The organism is Streptomyces sp. NBC_01551 (assembly GCF_026339935.1).
Taxonomy (GTDB): domain Bacteria; phylum Actinomycetota; class Actinomycetes; order Streptomycetales; family Streptomycetaceae; genus Streptomyces.
In genome coordinates this window covers 1,246,526-1,262,853 of record NZ_JAPEPX010000001.1, presented here as the reverse complement: position 1 = coordinate 1,262,853, position 16,328 = coordinate 1,246,526, and the positions used below count along the sequence as shown (strand labels likewise).

Sequence of the window (16,328 nt, the reverse complement as noted above, 5' to 3'; positions counted from 1 at the left end):
CGACCGTTGAACGACAGCAGTGCGTACGAAGACCCGTACTTGATCATCTCCTCCGACTGCCACGCGGGACTGCCCACCGAGCGGTACCGCCCCTACCTCGACTCCCGCTTCCACCCCCAGTTCGACGAGTTCCTCGGCCAGCGCGACGCCCGCCGCGAGGAGGCCACCCGCCTCGGCGTCCGCAACGAGGCCTTCGCCCAGAAGTGGTTCCACGACCACGAGGAGGGCCTCAAGGGCGGCTGGGACACCGGGCAGCGGCTCAAGGAACTCGACGGCGACGGAGTGGCGGCCGAGGTCGTCTTCCCCGACGCGGACGCCGTCGACAGCCAGACCGCCGCCCCCTTCGGGGTGGGCCTCGGCCTCTCCGGCGACCAGGACCCCGAGCTCGGCATGGCGGGCGCGCAGGCGCACAACCGCTGGCTGGCCGAGTTCGTCGGCGAGAACCCCGAACGCCACTGCGGGGTCGCCCTGCTGCCGATCACGGGCGAGCCCTCGAAGGTGGTCGCCGAGGTCTACCGGGCCAAGGAGTCCGGGCTCGGCGCGCTGATGATCCCCTCGATGTGGGTGGACCGGGCGCCCTACCACGACCGCCGCTACGACCCCGTGTGGGCGGCGGCCGCCGAGACGGCGATGCCGATCGTCACGCACTCGGGCGCCGCCCCGCGCCACGAGTACGGGGACCACCTCGGCATCTACGTCTCCGAGGTCACGTGGTGGCCGGCCCGCCCGCTGTGGTTCCTGCTCTGGTCCGGGGTCTTCGAGCGCCACCCCGGCCTGAAGTTCGGCGTCGCCGAGTCGGGCTGCTGGTGGCTGCCGAACCAGCTGTGGTTCATGGACCGGCTCTACCTGGGCGCGCACGGCGGCAAGAAGCTGTCCCCGTTCGCGGAGCTGAAGCGCCCGCCGAGTGAGTACCTGGACCGCCAGGTGTTCGTCTGCGCGACGAACACCAAACGGCGGGAGCTGGCACAGCGCTACGAGATCGGCGTCGACAACATCCTGTGGGGCTCGGACTTCCCGCACCCCGAGGGGACCTGGCCCGACACCCGCAACTGGCTGCGCAACACCTTCCACGACATCCCGGTCGCGGAGACCCGGCGGATGCTGGGCCTGGCGGCGGCGGAGGTCTTCGGCTTCGACACCGCGAAGCTGGCCCCGATCGCCCGCCGGATCGGCCCGACGCCCGCCGAGCTCGGACAGCCGGCCGACCAGGCCGGGGTGGAGGCGTCCTGGGCGCGCTCGCGCGAGGTGGGCCGGCACTGGCTGACCGAGCACGACTTCCCGGTCCTGGGGGTGTCGCGGTGACGGGCGACGACCGCTACACGGTCATCTCGGCGGACTGCCACGCGGGCGCGGACCTGCTGGACTACAAGCCGTACCTGGAGAAGCGGTACCACGACGCGTTCGACGCCTGGGCCGCCACGTACGTCAACCCGTACGAGGACCTCCTCGCGGACACGGCGGACCGAAACTGGAACTCCCGGCGCCGGCTGGCGGAGCTGGAGGCGGACGGCATCGTCGCCGAGGTGCTCTTCCCCAACACCATCCCGCCGTTCTTCCCCAAGGCCTCCCTGATGGCGCAGCCGCCGACGGCCGCGGAGTACGAGATGCGATGGGCCGGGCTCCAGGCGCACAACCGCTGGCTGGCGGACTTCTGCGCGCAGGCGCCGGGCCGCCGGGCGGGCGTGGTCCAGATCCTGCTCAACGACGTGGAAGCGGCGGTGAAGGAGATCCGCCGCACGCGGGAGGCCGGCCTGACGGGCGGCATCCTGCTGCCGGGCGTCCCGCCCGGGTCGAGCGTCCCCGAGCTGTACTCGGCCGCGTACGACCCGATCTGGGCGGTGTGCGACGAGCTGGACGTGCCGGTCAACCACCACGGCGGCTCGGCGTCCCCGCCGCTCGGCGACGAACCGGCCGCGCGGGCCGTCTTCATGGTCGAGACGACCTGGTTCTCGCACCGGGCCCTGTGGCACCTCGTCTTCGGCGGCGCCTTCCGCCGCCACCCCGGCCTGAAGCTGGTGCTGACCGAGCAGGGCTCCGGCTGGATCCCGGGCGTGCTCGACATGCTGGACTACTACCACGGCCGGCTGGTCGCGGGGTCGGCCACGGCGGAGGCCAAGTTCGGGGCGGGCCTGGCGGAGTCCATGGGCAAGGGGCCGAGCGAGGTCTGGCGGGACAACTGCTTCGTGGGAGCCAGCTTCATGCGCCCGCACGAGGTCCCGCTGCGGGAGCGGATCGGCCTCGACAAGATCATGTGGGGCAGCGACTACCCCCACGACGAGGGCACCACCCCGTTCTCCCGCGAGGGCCTGCGCGTCGCGTACGCCGGCCTGCCGCGGGCCGAGGTCGCGGCGATGGCCGGCGGCAACGCGGCCCGCGTCTACGGATTCGACCTGTCGCTGCTGGACGCGGTCGCCGCGAAGCACGGCCCGCTCGTCTCGGAGATCGCCGCCCCGCTGACGGAGGTCCCGCCGCAGGCCACCAGCCCGGCCTTCGCGCGCGGCGGCTCGGTCCGCGTCTGGTGACGGGGTGAGCGGCTGACTCCGCCGGGACGGCCCGGGTACCGCTGAGCCCGGGCCGTCCCGGCGGGCGCGTTTCCCCGTCCGGGCCCGCCGCGGGGGCCTCGGGCGAACCGTCGGTAACATCGATGGATACCGATCGGTAACAACCCCTAGCGGCGCCCCGGAGGGCGCCTCTATGGTGCGGGCATGCCGAACCTGCCCGATGTCGTGCTGTGGTCCATACCTGCCTTCGTGCTGCTCACCGTCATCGAGGTGGTGAGCTACCGGCTCCATCCCGACGAGGACGCCGCCGGCTACGACACCAAGGACGCGGTCACGAGCGTCACCATGGGTCTCGGCAGCATCGGCTTCGACCTGCTCTGGAAGCTCCCGGTCGTCGCGGTCTTCACGGCGGTCTACGAACTGACCCCGCTGCGCGTGCCGTTCCTGTGGTGGACCGCCCTGCTGATGCTGCTCGTCCAGGACTTCCTCTACTACTGGCAGCACCGGCTCCACCACGTCATCCGCATCCTGTGGGCCTGCCACGTGGTGCACCACAGCAGCAAGCGGTTCAACCTCACCACCGCCCTGCGCCAGCCCTGGACCAGCGCCACCACCTGGTGGTTCTACCTGCCGATGGTCGCCCTCGGCGTGCACCCCGCCGCGATCCCGTTCTGCTACGGCCTCAACCTCCTGTACCAGTTCTGGGTCCACACCGAGCGCATCGGCAAGCTGCCGCGGCCCTACGAGTACGTCTTCAACACGCCCTCCCACCACCGCGTCCACCACGCCTCCCAGGGCGGCTACCTGGACCGCAACTTCGGCGGCATCCTGATCGTCTGGGACCGGATGTTCGGTTCCTGGGTGGGGGAGACCGACAAGCCCGTCTACGGGCTCACGAAGAACATCGCCACCCACAACCCGCTGCGCGTGGCCACCCACGAGTACGCCGCCATCGCCCGCGACGTCCGGGCCGCCGACAGCTGGAGCGAGCGCGCCGGACGCGTCTTCCGCGGCCCCGGCTGGCAGCCGGCGAAGGCGGCCCCGGCGGCGGCCCCAGCTGTCGACGCCGACGCGAACGCCGACGCGGACACCGCTGCGGCCACCGCTGCGGCCACCGCTGCGAACGCCGCCGCGGACACCGACGTGAACGCCGACGCGAAGACCGCTGTCGACGCCGCCGCGAAGACCGCCGCGGACACCGGCACGCAGGCCGGCGCGAAGGCCGCGGAGCACGCCGCGTGAGCGCCACCGAGTCCCGTACGCCCTCCTGGGCCCGCCCCGTGGTCTCCGCCGCCGACGCCGTCGGCGCCCGGGCCCTGCTCGGCGCCTTCGCCGCCGCGACCGCCGTCGACCTCGGCTCGCTGCTGGCCGACTGGCACCTCGGGCACGTCCTCGCCAAGCCGCTGCTGATGCCGCTGCTCGTCGCCTACGTGATCACCCGCCGAGCGCCCCGCCTGCTGATCGCCGCCCTGCTGTTCGGGTGGGGCGGCGACCTGGCCCTGCTCTTCGACGCCGAGCCCGCCTTCCTCGTCGGCATGGGCTCCTTCGCCGCCGGGCACGTCTGCTACCTCGTGCTCTTCGGCCGGCGCGCCACGAACCCGCTGCTCGGAGCCGCGTACGCCGTCGCGCTGCTCGCCACCATCGGCCTGCTCTGGGGCGACCTGCCCGCCGACCTGCGCATCCCCGTCGCCGGCTACAGCCTGCTGCTCACCGCCATGGCCTACCGCTCCAGCGCCCTCGGCGCACGGGCCGGCATCGGCGGCGCGCTGTTCCTGCTCTCCGACACGCTCATCGCGTCCGGGGTCGCCGAGTGGCCGCAGCTGCCCCGCCCCGACCTGTGGATCATGGCCACCTACCTGGCGGCCCAGTACCTGCTGGCCACCGGTACGCCCGCCCGTCGGACAGGCGTACGGTAGGCGGGTCCCAAAAAGACCCCGTCATCCCCGAGCCGGAGGACTGCACCACCATGCGCGCCACCGTCATCCACGCCCCGCACGACATCCGCGTGGAGGAGGTGCCCGACGCTGCGATCCAGCGCCCCGAGGACGCCGTCGTCCGCGTCCTGCGCGCCTGCATCTGCGGCAGCGATCTGTGGGCCTACCGCGGCGAGGCCGCGCGTCAGCCCGGCCAGCGGATCGGGCACGAGTTCCTCGGCATAGTCGAGGAGACCGGCTCCGCGGTCTCGGGCCTGCGCGCCGGTGACCTCGTCGTCGCCCCGTTCATGTGGTCCGACGGCACCTGCGACTACTGCTCCGAGGGTCTGTACACCTCCTGCGTGCACGGCGGCTTCTGGGGCTCGGTCGGCCACGACGGCGGCCAGGGCGAGGCCGTCCGGGTCCCGCACGCCGACGGCACCCTCGTGAAGCTGCCCGCCGACGCGGCCTCCGACGAGCACCTGCTGACCGGCCTGCTCGCCCTCTCCGACGTGATGGGCACCGGCCACCACGCGGCGCTGGGCGCGGGGGTCCGCCAGGGCTCCACCGTCGCGGTCGTCGGCGACGGCGCGGTCGGCCTGTGCGGCGTCCTCGCCGCCAAGCGGCTGGGCGCCGATCGGATCATCGCCCTGGGCCGGCACACCGTCCGCACCGACATCGCGAAGCTCTTCGGCGCCACCGACGTCGTCGCCGAGCGCGGCGAGGCCGCCGAGGCGGCCGTCCGCGAGCTGACCGGCGGCCAGGGAGCCCACGCGGTCATCGAGGCCGTCGGCACCGAGCAGTCCATGCGGACCGCCGTGAACATCACCCGCGACGGCGGCGCCATCGGCTACGTCGGCGTCCCGCACGGCAGCGGCACCGGCCTCGACCTCGGGGTGATGTTCGACCGCAACATCACCCTGCGCGGTGGCGTCGCCCCGGTCCGCGCGTACATCCCGGAGCTGCTGGAAGACGTGCTGAGCGGCGCGATCGACCCGGCGCCGGTGTTCGACCGCGCGGTGTCCCTGGACGAGGTCCCCGAGGGCTACCGGGCCATGGACGACCGCAGCGCGCTGAAGGTGCTCATCAAGCCCTGACCGCGAGCCCTGGACACCGGCCGAGGGGCCGCGGGAGACATCCCCGCGGCCCCTCGGTGCGTTCCGTCCGGTGCCCCGGTTACTTCACGGCCTTCAGCGCGTCGACCACGCCGTAGCCGTAGTAGCCGGTCTGGCCCCACTTGCTGTTGCAGGTGGTGGCGTCGATCAGCGCGCCCGCGCCGTCGTAGATCTTGTCGGGGCACGCCACCTTCGTGGCCTGGGCCTTCAGCATCGCCTGGAGCTGCGACGGCGTGGCGTGCGGGTGCGCGCTCTTGAGCAGCGCCGCGACGCCGGCGACGTGCGGGCCGGCCATCGAGGTGCCCTGCTTGTAGCCGTAGCCGCCGCCCGGGACGGTGGACAGCACGCGGCCGTTCGCGTCAGGGGTGCCCGGGACCTGGTACTTGTCGCCGCCGGGGGCCGCGACGTCGACGACGCCCAGGCCGTAGCTGGAGTAGTACGACTTGAAGCCCTGGTCACCGGTCGCGCTGACCGTGACCACGCCCGGCAGCTGGGTCGGCAGGTCCAGGCAGACCTTGGGGTCGATGGTGCGCGGCACCGGGGTGGTGTCGTTGGGGCTGGTGGTGTCCTCGATCGCGCTCGACGCCAGGTCGTGGTTCGAGTTGCCGGCCGAGGCCACGCTGAGGACGCCCTTGCGCTCGGCGTACTTCGTCGCCCGGGCGAGGGACTCCACCAGCGCCTTCTGGTCGTCGTCGTTCTTGCACGTGTAGTTCCACGGGTCGACGAAGTAGCTGTTGTTGGTCACCTCGATCCCCTTCTCGGCGGCGAACATGAAGCCGCAGACGACCGCCTCGGTGTAGAAGAGGCTGGTCGCGGGCTCACTCACCTTGATCGCGGCGACCTTCACGCCCGGCGCGACACCGCTGACGCCGATGCCGTTGCGCGCGGCGGCGATGGTGCCGGCCACGTGCGTGCCGTGGTCGCTGCCGTCGGCGTACGGGCGCCAGGCGCCCTCGGAGGTGTCCGCGACACCGCCGACGCAGTTGGCGGACTGGCCCGCGGAGAAGTTCGGCGCGAGATCGGGGTGGGTGTCGTCCACGCCCGTGTCGATGACGCCCACCGTGACGTCCCGGCTGCCATCGTTGATCTTGTGAGCCTGGTCGGCCTTGATCGCCCGCAGGTCCCACTGGTTGGGCTCCAGCGGCTCCTCGCCCGCGGTGGCCCGCGCCGCAGCCTTGGCGGCGTCGGCCGCGCTCAGCTTCTGCGTCGTGCCCTCCTCGGTGGTCGCCACCGGCGAGAGCGGGGCCGTCCGGGTGGCACCGACCGACACGAACAAGCTGCGCTGGCCCCGCAGCTGCTTGGCGAACTCCGGGTTCTGGGAATGTGCGACGACGACCCCGATCTGCTCATAGGACGTCACCACCGTTCCGCCGGCACGCTCGATGGCCTTCTTCGCCTGCTTCACCGTCCCGTACGCGGTCAGGTTCGCCACGTACGAGAGCTTCGGGCCCGACGTGTCGGGCTTGGAGACCTTCGCGGTGTCCGCCGTGTTGCCCAGCGGGGCGGCCGAGGCCGCGACCGAGGGAAGGAGGGCGAGGGAGGCGGTGAGCGCCAGGCCGACCGGAACAGCGATCACTCGCCGGCGGCCGGATCCCAGATGAGCCATGGGTTCTCCACATCATCCGTCGTGAAAAAGCCGTCCAGCGCGGTCCGCGATGAACGGGTTCATGACAGGTGAACCTAGTGCGCGTGTTCGTGATCGCGCCATCAGTTCGAGAAATCAGTTTCCAAAGAAACAGCGGGTGTTGAACCATCCCGACACGCCGGCCGTGCCGTTGACAGGGGGGCTCAGCACCACCGCCCCCCACACGGAGGTTGTTTTGTCCGTCGTCCCCACCGCACCCGCGTCACAAGGAGAACCCCCCGTGACCACCGAAGCAGCGCCGCCTCCGGGCAGCGCGGGAACATCCGTGGCGAGCCCCGCGGCCGAAGAGTTCGTGAGCGTCCAGCAGAGCGCCGAATTCGCCGGGCTGCGCACCGCCCACCGCTCGTTCGCCTTCCCGCTCACCGTGGCCTTCATCGCCTGGTACCTGCTCTACGTCCTGCTGTCCAGCTACGCGGGCGACTTCATGGGGACCAAGCTCTTCGGCAACATCAACGTCGCCCTCGCGCTCGGCCTCGCCCAGTTCGCGACGACGTTCCTGATCGCCTGGCTGTACGCGCGGCACGCCGCCGCCAAGCTCGACCCCAAGGCGGAGGCCATCAAGAAGCGCATGGAGGCCGGAGCATGAGCGCCTCCCTCACCCCCCTGCACTTCACGACGGCCGCCGGGGCCACCGAGCACCGGCCGCTGATCATCACCCTGTTCGGGCTCTTCGTCGTCGCCACCCTGATCATCACGGTCTGGGCCGGCCGCCAGACCAAGGGCGCCGCCGACTTCTACGCGGGCGGCCGCCAGTTCACCGGCTTCCAGAACGGCCTCGCCATCTCCGGCGACTACATGTCCGCCGCGTCCTTCCTCGGCATCGCCGGAGCCATCGCCCTGTTCGGGTACGACGGCTTCCTCTACTCCATCGGCTTCCTCGTGGCCTGGCTGGTCGCCCTGCTGCTCGTGGCCGAGCCGCTGCGCAACTCCGGCCGCTACACGATGGGCGACGTCCTCGCGTACCGGATGCGCCAGCGGCCCGTCCGCACCGCCGCGGGCACCTCCACCATCGTGGTCTCGATCTTCTACCTGCTCGCCCAGATGGCCGGCGCCGGCGTGCTCGTCTCGCTGCTCCTCGGCATCACCAGCGACAGCGGCAAGGTGGCCATCGTCGCCCTGGTCGGCCTTCTGATGATCCTCTACGTGACCATCGGCGGCATGAAGGGCACCACCTGGGTCCAGATGGTCAAGGCCGTCCTGCTCATCGCGGGCGCCCTGCTGATCACCTTCCTGGTGCTGGTGAAGTTCAACTTCAACGTCTCCGACCTGCTGGGCAAGGCAGCCGAGAACAGCGGCCAGGGGACCAAGTTCCTGGAGCCCGGTCTCAAGTACGGCAAGGACCCCACGACCAAGCTCGACTTCATCTCGCTCGGCCTCGCCCTGGTCCTCGGCACCGCCGGCCTGCCGCACATCCTGATCCGCTTCTACACGGTGCCCACCGCGCAGGCCGCCCGTAAGTCCGTCCTGTGGGCCATCGGCATCATCGGCGGCTTCTACCTGATGACGATCGCCCTCGGCTTCGGCGCCGCGGCGCTGCTCAACCGCGACGAGATCATCAAGTCCAACAAGGCGGGCAACACCGCCGCCCCGCTGCTCGCCCAGGCCGTCGGCGGCGGCGCCGACTCCACCGGTGGTGCGATCCTGCTCGCCGTCATCTCCGCCGTCGCCTTCGCCACCATCCTCGCGGTGGTAGCGGGCCTGACGCTGGCCTCGTCCTCCTCCTTCGCGCACGACATCTACGTGAACGTGATCCGCAAGGGACAGGCCACCGAGAAGGAGGAGGTCCGGGCCGCCCGCTGGTCCACCGTGGTCATCGGCGCCGTCGCCATCGGCCTCGGGGCCCTCGCCCGCGACCTGAACGTGGCAGGCCTCGTCGCCCTCGCCTTCGCGGTCGCCGCCTCCGCCAACCTGCCGACGATCCTCTACAGCCTGTTCTGGAAGCGCTTCACCACCCAGGGCGCCCTGTGGTCCATCTACGGCGGCCTGGTCTCCTCGGTCGTCCTGGTGCTGTTCTCCCCGGTCGTCTCCGGGAAGCCCACCTCGATGTTCAAGGACGCCGACTTCTACTGGTTCCCGCTGGAGAACCCCGGGATCATCTCCATCCCGCTCGGCTTCCTCCTCGGCTGGCTGGGCACCGTCCTGTCGAAGGAGAAGGCCGACCCCGAGAAGTTCGCGGAGCTGGAGGTCCGCTCCCTCACGGGAACCGGCGCCCACTGACGGACCGCGCCTCACCGAGTTCCACCGAACACCCAGCGTGGCCGCGTCGTACTTCCCTACGACGCGGCCGCGTCGCGTCTCGTTCATTCGGGCACCTCTACATGCCACAGCTGTCGCGTAGGCTCGAAACCAGCGGAGGCGTCCGTCCGACGCCGCGCGAACCTCTATGGAACCGGACAGGGGAGGGGGCCCACAGTGCTTCTCGACACGTACGGGCGCGTGGCCACTGACCTGCGCGTCTCACTCACCGACCGGTGCAATCTGCGCTGTACGTACTGCATGCCCGAGGAGGGTCTGCAGTGGCTCGGCAAGTCCGACCTGCTGAGCGACGAGGAGATCGTCCGGCTGATCCGCATCGCCGTCACCCGACTCGGGATCACCGAGGTCCGCTTCACCGGCGGCGAGCCGCTGCTGCGCCCCGGCCTCGTCGGGATAGTCGAGCAGTGCGCGGCCCTGGAGCCCCGCCCGAAGATGTCGCTCACCACCAACGGCATCGGCCTCAAGCGCACCGCACAGGCGCTCAAGGCCGCCGGCCTGGACCGGGTGAACGTTTCCCTGGACACCCTGCGGCCCGAGGTCTTCAAGACCCTCACCCGCCGCGACCGCCACCACGACGTCGTCGACGGCATGGCCGCGGCCCGCGACGCCGGCCTGACCCCGGTCAAGGTCAACGCCGTCCTGATGCCGGGGCTCAACGACGACGAGGCCCCCGACCTGCTCGCCTGGGCCGTGGAGAACGAGTACGAGCTCCGCTTCATCGAGCAGATGCCCCTCGACGCCCAGCACGGCTGGAAGCGCGACGGCATGATCACCGCCGGGGACATCCTGCAGTCCCTGCGCACCCGCTTCACGCTCACCGAGGAAGGCGCCGAGGAACGCGGCTCCGCCCCCGCCGAGCGCTGGCTCGTCGACGGCGGCCCGGCCACCGTCGGCGTCATCGCCTCCGTCACCCGCCCGTTCTGCTCCGCCTGCGACCGCACCCGGCTCACGGCCGACGGCCAGGTCCGTACGTGCCTCTTCGCCACCGAGGAGTCGGACCTGCGCGGCGCCCTGCGCTCGGGGGCCCCGGACGAGGAGATCGCCCGGCTGTGGAAGGTGGCCATGTGGGGCAAGAAGGCCGGGTCCGGCCTCGACGACCCGTCCTTCCTGCAGCCCGACCGCCCGATGTCGGCGATCGGCGGATAGCCACCCCGGGCCGCGCCCCTAGGGCCGCTCCGAGCCCTCCGGCTGGACCCACTCGTCGAGCTTCACGACGTCCTTGAGGAAGCCCCGTACGCCCAGGAACTGGGAGAGGTGCTCGCGGTGCTCCTCGCACGCCAGCCACGTCTTGCGCCGCTCCGGCGTGTGCAGCTTCGGGTTGTTCCAGGCGAGGACCCACACCGCCGCGTCACGGCAGCCCTTGGCGGAGCAGGTGGGGGCGGGGTCGGCGGCGTTCGTGTCCGTATCAGGGGAGTTCACAGCCTCAACCCTACAAACGGAAGGGCGACGCCGAGCAGCCACGGGGGGAGCTGCCCGGCGTCGGTCCGTCGCTCCGACGGGGGATGCGGAGCGCGTAGGCAGTATGTCACGCAGGACCCGGTGCGGTGCACCGGAACTTCATGATTGATCTGAGCTTTTCTTGAGGTTTCCCGGGCCCAGTGCGGGGTGCACAGGGGCGGGGATGAAGTGCGAGGGCAGCGAGGGCGTCGACTCGCGCCCCGCGTTGGCGATGACCACGGCCACGTAGGGCAGCAAGGCCCCCGCGATGAGCGTCACGATCGCCACATGACGTTCCACGTTCCACAGGAGCACCGTTGCGATGACCGACAGTGTTCTGATCGTCATCGAGATCACGTACCGGCGCTGCCGTCCGCGGACGTCCTCCGCGAGACCCATCCGCGCCCCGGTGATCCGGAAGACCTCGGCCCCGTTCCGCTTCGTCCGCTGCACGCTCCACCACCCGATTCGTCCGCCGGACACTCCCCGGCCCGGAGGCTTCCACGGTACGCCGCCTCGTCGGGGAACGAGGAGAGGGGGGTGTCGCCCGGATGGCGGTACCCGGCATGCGGGCCGGGTCGGCCGGGCCGAAGCTGGGCGCACATGCGCACAACGCGCCACGAGGAGGCTCGACATGGAATGGTTGTGGGCGATCATCGTCGGATTCGTGCTGGGCCTGATAGCCCGGGCCATCCTGCCGGGCAAGCAGCACCAGCCGCTCTGGCTGACGACGCTGTTCGGCATCGTCGGCGCCCTTCTCGGCAACGCGGTCTCGCGGTGGATCGGCGTGGAGGACACCAAGGGCATCGACTGGATCCGGCACTTGCTGCAGCTCGCCGGTGCCGTCCTGATCGTCGGGCTGGGCGACATGGCGTACATGGCCCTGTGGGGCAAGAAGCGGACGGCGTAGCGCCGGGCCGCGGGCTGCGGGCACAGCGAAGGGGCCGGCCGGACGATGCGTCCGTACCGGCCCCCGCGCCGTGTCTGCCTGTCTGTCTGGCCGCCCGGGTGACGGGTACCGTCAGCCGGTGACCTCGACCGCCGCCAGGTTCTTCTTGCCGCGGCGCAGCACCAGCCAGCGCCCGTGCAGCAGGTCCTCCTTGGCGGGCACCGCGTCCTCGGCGGTGACCTTCGCGTTGTTCACGTAGGCACCGCCCTCCTTCACGGTCCGGCGGGCGGCCGACTTGCTGGCGACCAGCCCGGTCTCCGCGAGCAGGTCCACGACCAGGCCCGCCTCGGCGACCTTGGCGTGCGGCAGCTCGGACAGGGCCGCGGCGAGCGTGGCCTCGTCCAGCTCGGCCAGGTCGCCCTGGCCGAACAGCGCCTTCGACGCGGCGATCACGGCGGCGCACTGGCCGGCGCCGTGCACCAGCGTGGTCAGCTCCTCCGCGAGCGCGCGCTGGGCGGCGCGCGCCTGCGGCCGCTCGGCGGTCTGCGCCTCCAGCTCCTCCAGCTCCTCGCGGGACCTGAAGGAGAGGATCCGCATGTAGGTGGAGATGTCCCGGTCGTCCACGTTCAGCCAGAACTGGTAGAACGCGTACGGCGTGGTCATCTCCGGGTCCAGCCAGACGGCCCCGCTCTCGGACTTGCCGAACTTGGTGCCGTCCGCCTTGACCATCAGCGGGGTCGCCATGGCGTGCACGTTCGCGTGCGGCTCCAGGCGGTGGATCAGGTCGAGACCGGCCGTGAGGTTGCCCCACTGGTCGGACCCGCCCTGCTGGAGGGTGCAGCCGTAGCGGCGGTACAGCTCCAGGAAGTCCATGCCCTGGAGCAGCTGGTAGCTGAACTCCGTGTAGCTGATGCCCTGGTCGGACTCCAGCCGGCGGGCGACGGAGTCCTTCGTCAGCATCTTGTTGACCCGGAAGTGCTTGCCGATGTCCCGCAGGAACTCGATGGCGGACAGGCCCGCCGTCCAGTCCAGGTTGTTCACCATGACCGCCGCGTTCTCGCCCTCGAAGGACAGGAACGGCTCGATCTGCGAACGCAGCCGGTTCACCCAGTTCGCGACCGTCTCCGGGTCGTTCAGGGTGCGCTCGGCGGTGGGCCGCGGGTCACCGATCTGGCCCGTGGCCCCGCCGACCAGGGCCAGCGGCCGGTGCCCGGCCTGCTGGAGCCGGCGCACGGTGAGCACCTGCACCAGGTGGCCGACGTGCAGCGAGGCGGCGGTCGGGTCGAACCCGCAATAGAAGGTGACAGGACCGTCCGCGAACGCCTTGCGCAGCGCTTCTTCGTCGGTGGACAGGGCGAAGAGCCCGCGCCACTTCAGTTCGTCGACGATGTCCGTCACGGTTCTGTGTCTCCTTGTGGTGGATGGCGGAGAGGGGTGTCCGGCCCAGTCTAGGTGGGCCGGGTGAACTCCAGGTGCCCGCGGCCCCTTGGACCGGCCCTTGGGCCGGCCCTCGGACCGCGCCCGCTCAGACCCCTCGGCTGACCGAGCTCATGTTGAAGTCCGGGATCCGCAGGGCCGGCATCGCGGTCCGGGTGAACCAGTCGCTCCACTCGCGCGGCAGGGTCTTCTCGGTCCGGCCGGCCTCCGAGGCCCGCGAGAGCAGGTCCACCGGGGACTCGTTGAACCGGAAGTTGTTGACCTCGCCGACGACCTGCCCGTTCTCCACCAGGTAGACGCCGTCCCGGGTCAGGCCCGTGAGAAGCAGCGTCGCAGGGTCCACCTCGCGGATGTACCAGAGGCAGGTCAGCAGCAGACCCCGCTCGGTGGAGGCCACCATCTCCTCCAGCGACTTCTCGCCGCCGGCGTCCAGGATCAGGTTGCCGAAGCCGGGGGAGAGCGGCATCCCCGTCAGGTGCGCGCTGTGCCGGGTCGTGGTCAGCCGGTTCAGCTCGCCGTCCAGGATCCACTCGGTCGCGGGGACCGGGAGGCCGTTGTCGAAGACCGAGGCGTCGTCGCCGGAGCTGTGCGCGATCACGAACGGCGCGGACTCGAGCCCCGCGGCGTTCGGGTCGCTGCGCAGGGTCAGCGGCAGCTCGGAGAGCTTCTCGCCGAGCCGGGTGCCGCCGCCGGGCTTGGAGAAGACGGTCCGGCCCTCGGTCGCGTCCCGGGCCGCCGCCGACCACATCTGGTAGATGAGGAGGTCGGCCACGGCCGTCGGCGGCAGCAGGGTCTCGTACCGCCCGGCGGGCAGGTCGATCTTCCGCTGCGCCCAGCCCAGGCGTACGGCGAGCTCCGCGTCCAGCGCGGTCGGGTCCACGTCCTTGAAGTCCCGGGTGGCGCGGCCGGCCCAGGCCGAGCGCTGCCGGTCGGGGGACTTCGCGTTGAGCTCCAGCGTGCCGTTGGGCTGGTCGTGGCGCAGCCGCAGCCCCGTCGAGGTGCCGACGTACGTGGAGACCAGCTCGTGGTTGGCGAAGCCGTACAGTTCCCGCCCGCCCGCCCGGGCCCGGGCGAAGGCCTCGCCGAGAGCCGGGGCGAAGTCCGCGAACACCGCCGAGGAGGTCTCGGCCGGGGCGTCCGCGAAGTCCGGGGAGGCGGGGGTCCCGGTGACCAGCGGCCGGGCGTCCTCCGCCGGGCCGGCCCCGCGCGCGGCCGCCTCGGCGGCCCGTACCAGCGGTTCCAGGTCGGCGGCGGTGACGGCGGCGCGCGACACGACCCCCGAGGCCGTGCCCTCCTTGCCGTCGACGGTGGCGATCACGGTCAGGGTGCGGCCGCGGGTGACACCGTTGGTCGTCAGGGCGTTGCCCGCCCAGCGCAGGTTCGCCGTCGACTCCTCGTCGGCGATGACGACACAGCCGTCGGCGGTGGACAGCTCCAGTGCCCGCTCGACGATCTCGTGGGGCTTCGTACGTCCGTTGGAAAGCGCGCTCATCGGCCGGCCTCCTGCGTGGTGTTCAAGATGTTCACGTCGCGGAACAGCGCGGACGGGCAGCCGTGGGAGACCGCCGCGACCTGGCCCGGCTGGGCCTTCCCGCAGTTGAAGGCGCCGCCCAGCACGTACGTCTGCGGGCCGCCGACCTTCTCCATCGAGCCCCAGAAGTCGGTGGTCGTCGCCTGGTACGCGACGTCGCGCAGCTGCCCGGCCAGCCGGCCGTTCTCGATCCTGTACGCCCTCTGCTGCGTGAACTGGAAGTTGTAGCGCTGCATGTCGATCGACCAGGAGCGGTCGCCGACCACGTAGATCCCGCGCTCCACCCCGCCGATCAGGTCCTCCGTGGACAGCCCGCCCGGGTCCGGCTGGAGGGAGACGTTCGCCATCCGCTGCACCGGGACGTGCCCGGGGGAGTCGGCGTACGCGCAGCCGTTGGAGCGGCCCAGGCCGGTCAGCTTCGCGATCCGGCGGTCCGTCTGGTAGCCCGTCAGGGTGCCGTCCTTGACCAGGTCCCAGCTCTGCGCCTCGACGCCCTCGTCGTCGTACCCGATGGTGGCCAGTCCGTGAGGCGCCGTGCGGTCACCCGTCACGTTCATGATCGGGGAGCCGTACTTGAGCGTGCCCAGCTGGTCGAAGGTGGCGAAGGAGGTGCCCGCGTACGCCGCCTCGTAGCCCAGCGCCCGGTCCAGCTCGGTGGCGTGGCCGATGGACTCGTGGATGGTGAGCCACAGGTTGGACGGGTCCACCACCAGGTCGTAGCGCCCGGCCTCGACGCTCGGCGCCCGCATCTTCTCGGCGAGCAGTACGGGCATCTGCTCCAGCTCGGCGTTCCAGTCCCAGCCGGTGCCCGTCAGGTACTCCCAGCCGCGGCCGGCCGGCGGGGCGACGGTGCGCATAGAGTCGAACTCGCCGGTGGTGGCGTCCACGGCGACGGCGGTGAGCTGCGGGTGGATCCGGACCCGCTGCTGGGTGGTCACGGTGCCCGCGGTGTCGGCGTAGAACTTGTTCTCGTGGACGGCGAGCAGGGAGGCGTCCACGTGCGCCACTCCGTCGGCCGCCAGCAGCCGGGAGCTCCAGTCGGCGAGCAGCGCCGCCTTCTCCGCGTCGGGAACCTCGAACGGGTTCACGTCGTAGGCGGAGATCCACGTCTTGTCGGCGTGCACCGGCTCGTCGGCGAGCTCCACGCGCTCGTCCGAGCCGGCCGCCTTGATCACCTGGGCGGAGAGCTTCGCCATGGCCACGGCCTGCGAGGCCACCTTGGCGGCGCCGTCCATCGTGAGGTCCACGCCGGAGGCGAACCCCCAGCTGCCTCCGTGCACCACCCGGACCGCGTAACCGAGGTCGGTGGTGTCCGACCCCCCGGACGGCTTGGCGTCGCGCAGCCGCCAGGAGGCGCTACGGATCCGCTCCAGCCGGAAATCGGCATGGTCGGCGCCCAGCGCACGGGCCCGCGCGAGCGCCGCGTCGGCGAGCGCCCGCAAGGGCAGCGCGGTGAAGGCCGCGTCGATGGAATGGGGCACGGAGTTCCTCCCGGGGTCGGGGCCGGTCGCCCCGATCATGTCGCGCTCGGGGGCTTTGTGCCTACATCTTTCTGTAGGGACTCGACAGAGCCCGTCGCGAGGCCCTGTCGGAGCCGGATTCTT

General features: G+C 71.4%; 15 protein-coding genes. 9 read left to right on the top strand and 6 right to left on the bottom strand.

Annotation, left to right across the window (positions count from 1 at the left end; all coding sequences use genetic code 11):
* Window positions 1-6 precede the first annotated feature (6 nt).
* From OG982_RS05560 to OG982_RS05540, 5 genes are all read left to right on the top strand, one after another.
* Window positions 7-1,302: an amidohydrolase family protein gene (locus OG982_RS05560; protein ID WP_266789196.1), complete on the top strand. Its 1,296-nt coding sequence runs from the start codon at window positions 7-9 to the stop codon at window positions 1,300-1,302.
* Entirely contained in the window at window positions 1,299-2,522 is a 1,224-nt protein-coding gene (locus OG982_RS05555; protein WP_266789198.1) for an amidohydrolase family protein, read from the top strand. The genes OG982_RS05560 and OG982_RS05555 overlap by 4 nt, the downstream gene beginning before the upstream one ends.
* 183 nt (window positions 2,523-2,705) lie before the next feature.
* Window positions 2,706-3,743: a sterol desaturase family protein gene (locus OG982_RS05550; RefSeq protein WP_266789200.1), complete on the top strand. Its 1,038-nt coding sequence runs from the start codon at window positions 2,706-2,708 to the stop codon at window positions 3,741-3,743.
* Between the two features lie 38 nt (window positions 3,744-3,781).
* Window positions 3,782-4,417, top strand: a complete 636-nt coding sequence (locus tag OG982_RS05545) for a lysoplasmalogenase (protein WP_266792188.1) — start codon at window positions 3,782-3,784, stop codon at window positions 4,415-4,417.
* A 50-nt stretch (window positions 4,418-4,467) separates the two neighbouring features.
* Entirely contained in the window at window positions 4,468-5,511 is a 1,044-nt protein-coding gene (locus tag OG982_RS05540; protein WP_266789202.1) for a zinc-dependent alcohol dehydrogenase family protein, read from the top strand.
* Window positions 5,512-5,590: 79 nt separating this feature from the next.
* On the opposite strand, the gene OG982_RS05535 is transcribed toward OG982_RS05540, so the two are convergent.
* Window positions 5,591-7,135: a S8 family serine peptidase gene (locus tag OG982_RS05535; RefSeq protein WP_266789204.1), complete on the bottom strand. Its 1,545-nt coding sequence runs from the start codon at window positions 7,133-7,135 to the stop codon at window positions 5,591-5,593.
* 259 nt (window positions 7,136-7,394) lie between these two features.
* Between OG982_RS05535 and OG982_RS05530 the strand changes: the two genes are divergently transcribed.
* The 3 genes from OG982_RS05530 (at window position 7,395) to moaA (ending at window position 10,576) form a co-directional block, all read left to right on the top strand.
* Window positions 7,395-7,760 carry a DUF485 domain-containing protein gene (locus OG982_RS05530; protein WP_266789206.1) on the top strand — a complete coding sequence of 122 codons (366 nt, stop codon included), beginning with the start codon at window positions 7,395-7,397 and terminating at the stop codon, window positions 7,758-7,760.
* On the top strand, window positions 7,757-9,391 hold the full coding sequence (locus tag OG982_RS05525; protein ID WP_266789207.1) for a cation acetate symporter: 1,635 nt from the start codon (window positions 7,757-7,759) through the stop codon (window positions 9,389-9,391). The genes OG982_RS05530 and OG982_RS05525 overlap by 4 nt, the downstream gene beginning before the upstream one ends.
* Before the next feature lie 195 nt (window positions 9,392-9,586).
* On the top strand, window positions 9,587-10,576 hold the full coding sequence (moaA, locus tag OG982_RS05520) for a GTP 3',8-cyclase MoaA (RefSeq protein ID WP_266789209.1): 990 nt from the start codon (window positions 9,587-9,589) through the stop codon (window positions 10,574-10,576).
* A gap of 18 nt (window positions 10,577-10,594) precedes the next feature.
* Here the strand turns inward: moaA and OG982_RS05515 are convergent, their stop codons facing one another.
* Window positions 10,595-10,849, bottom strand: coding sequence for a hypothetical protein (locus OG982_RS05515; RefSeq protein ID WP_266789211.1), 255 nt, complete (start codon window positions 10,847-10,849; stop codon window positions 10,595-10,597).
* A gap of 138 nt (window positions 10,850-10,987) precedes the next feature.
* Complete coding sequence (locus tag OG982_RS05510; protein ID WP_266792190.1) at window positions 10,988-11,266, bottom strand: DUF3099 domain-containing protein; 279 nt, start codon at window positions 11,264-11,266, stop codon at window positions 10,988-10,990.
* Window positions 11,267-11,501: 235 nt separating this feature from the next.
* On the opposite strand from OG982_RS05510, the gene OG982_RS05505 reads away from it, so the two are divergent.
* Complete coding sequence (locus tag OG982_RS05505; RefSeq protein ID WP_266789213.1) at window positions 11,502-11,777, top strand: GlsB/YeaQ/YmgE family stress response membrane protein; 276 nt, start codon at window positions 11,502-11,504, stop codon at window positions 11,775-11,777.
* Window positions 11,778-11,888: 111 nt separating this feature from the next.
* Here OG982_RS05505 and tyrS read toward each other — a convergent pair whose 3' ends face one another.
* From tyrS to OG982_RS05490, 3 genes are all read right to left on the bottom strand, one after another.
* The gene (tyrS, locus tag OG982_RS05500) at window positions 11,889-13,154 is read right to left on the bottom strand and encodes a tyrosine--tRNA ligase (protein ID WP_266789215.1); all 1,266 of its coding nucleotides are present in this window, start codon (window positions 13,152-13,154) and stop codon (window positions 11,889-11,891) included.
* 127 nt (window positions 13,155-13,281) lie between these two features.
* Entirely contained in the window at window positions 13,282-14,685 is a 1,404-nt protein-coding gene (locus tag OG982_RS05495; RefSeq protein ID WP_266789217.1) for a metallopeptidase TldD-related protein, read from the bottom strand.
* Window positions 14,682-16,205, bottom strand: coding sequence for a TldD/PmbA family protein (locus tag OG982_RS05490; protein ID WP_266789219.1), 1,524 nt, complete (start codon window positions 16,203-16,205; stop codon window positions 14,682-14,684). The genes OG982_RS05495 and OG982_RS05490 overlap by 4 nt, the downstream gene beginning before the upstream one ends.
* Window positions 16,206-16,328 lie beyond the last annotated feature (123 nt).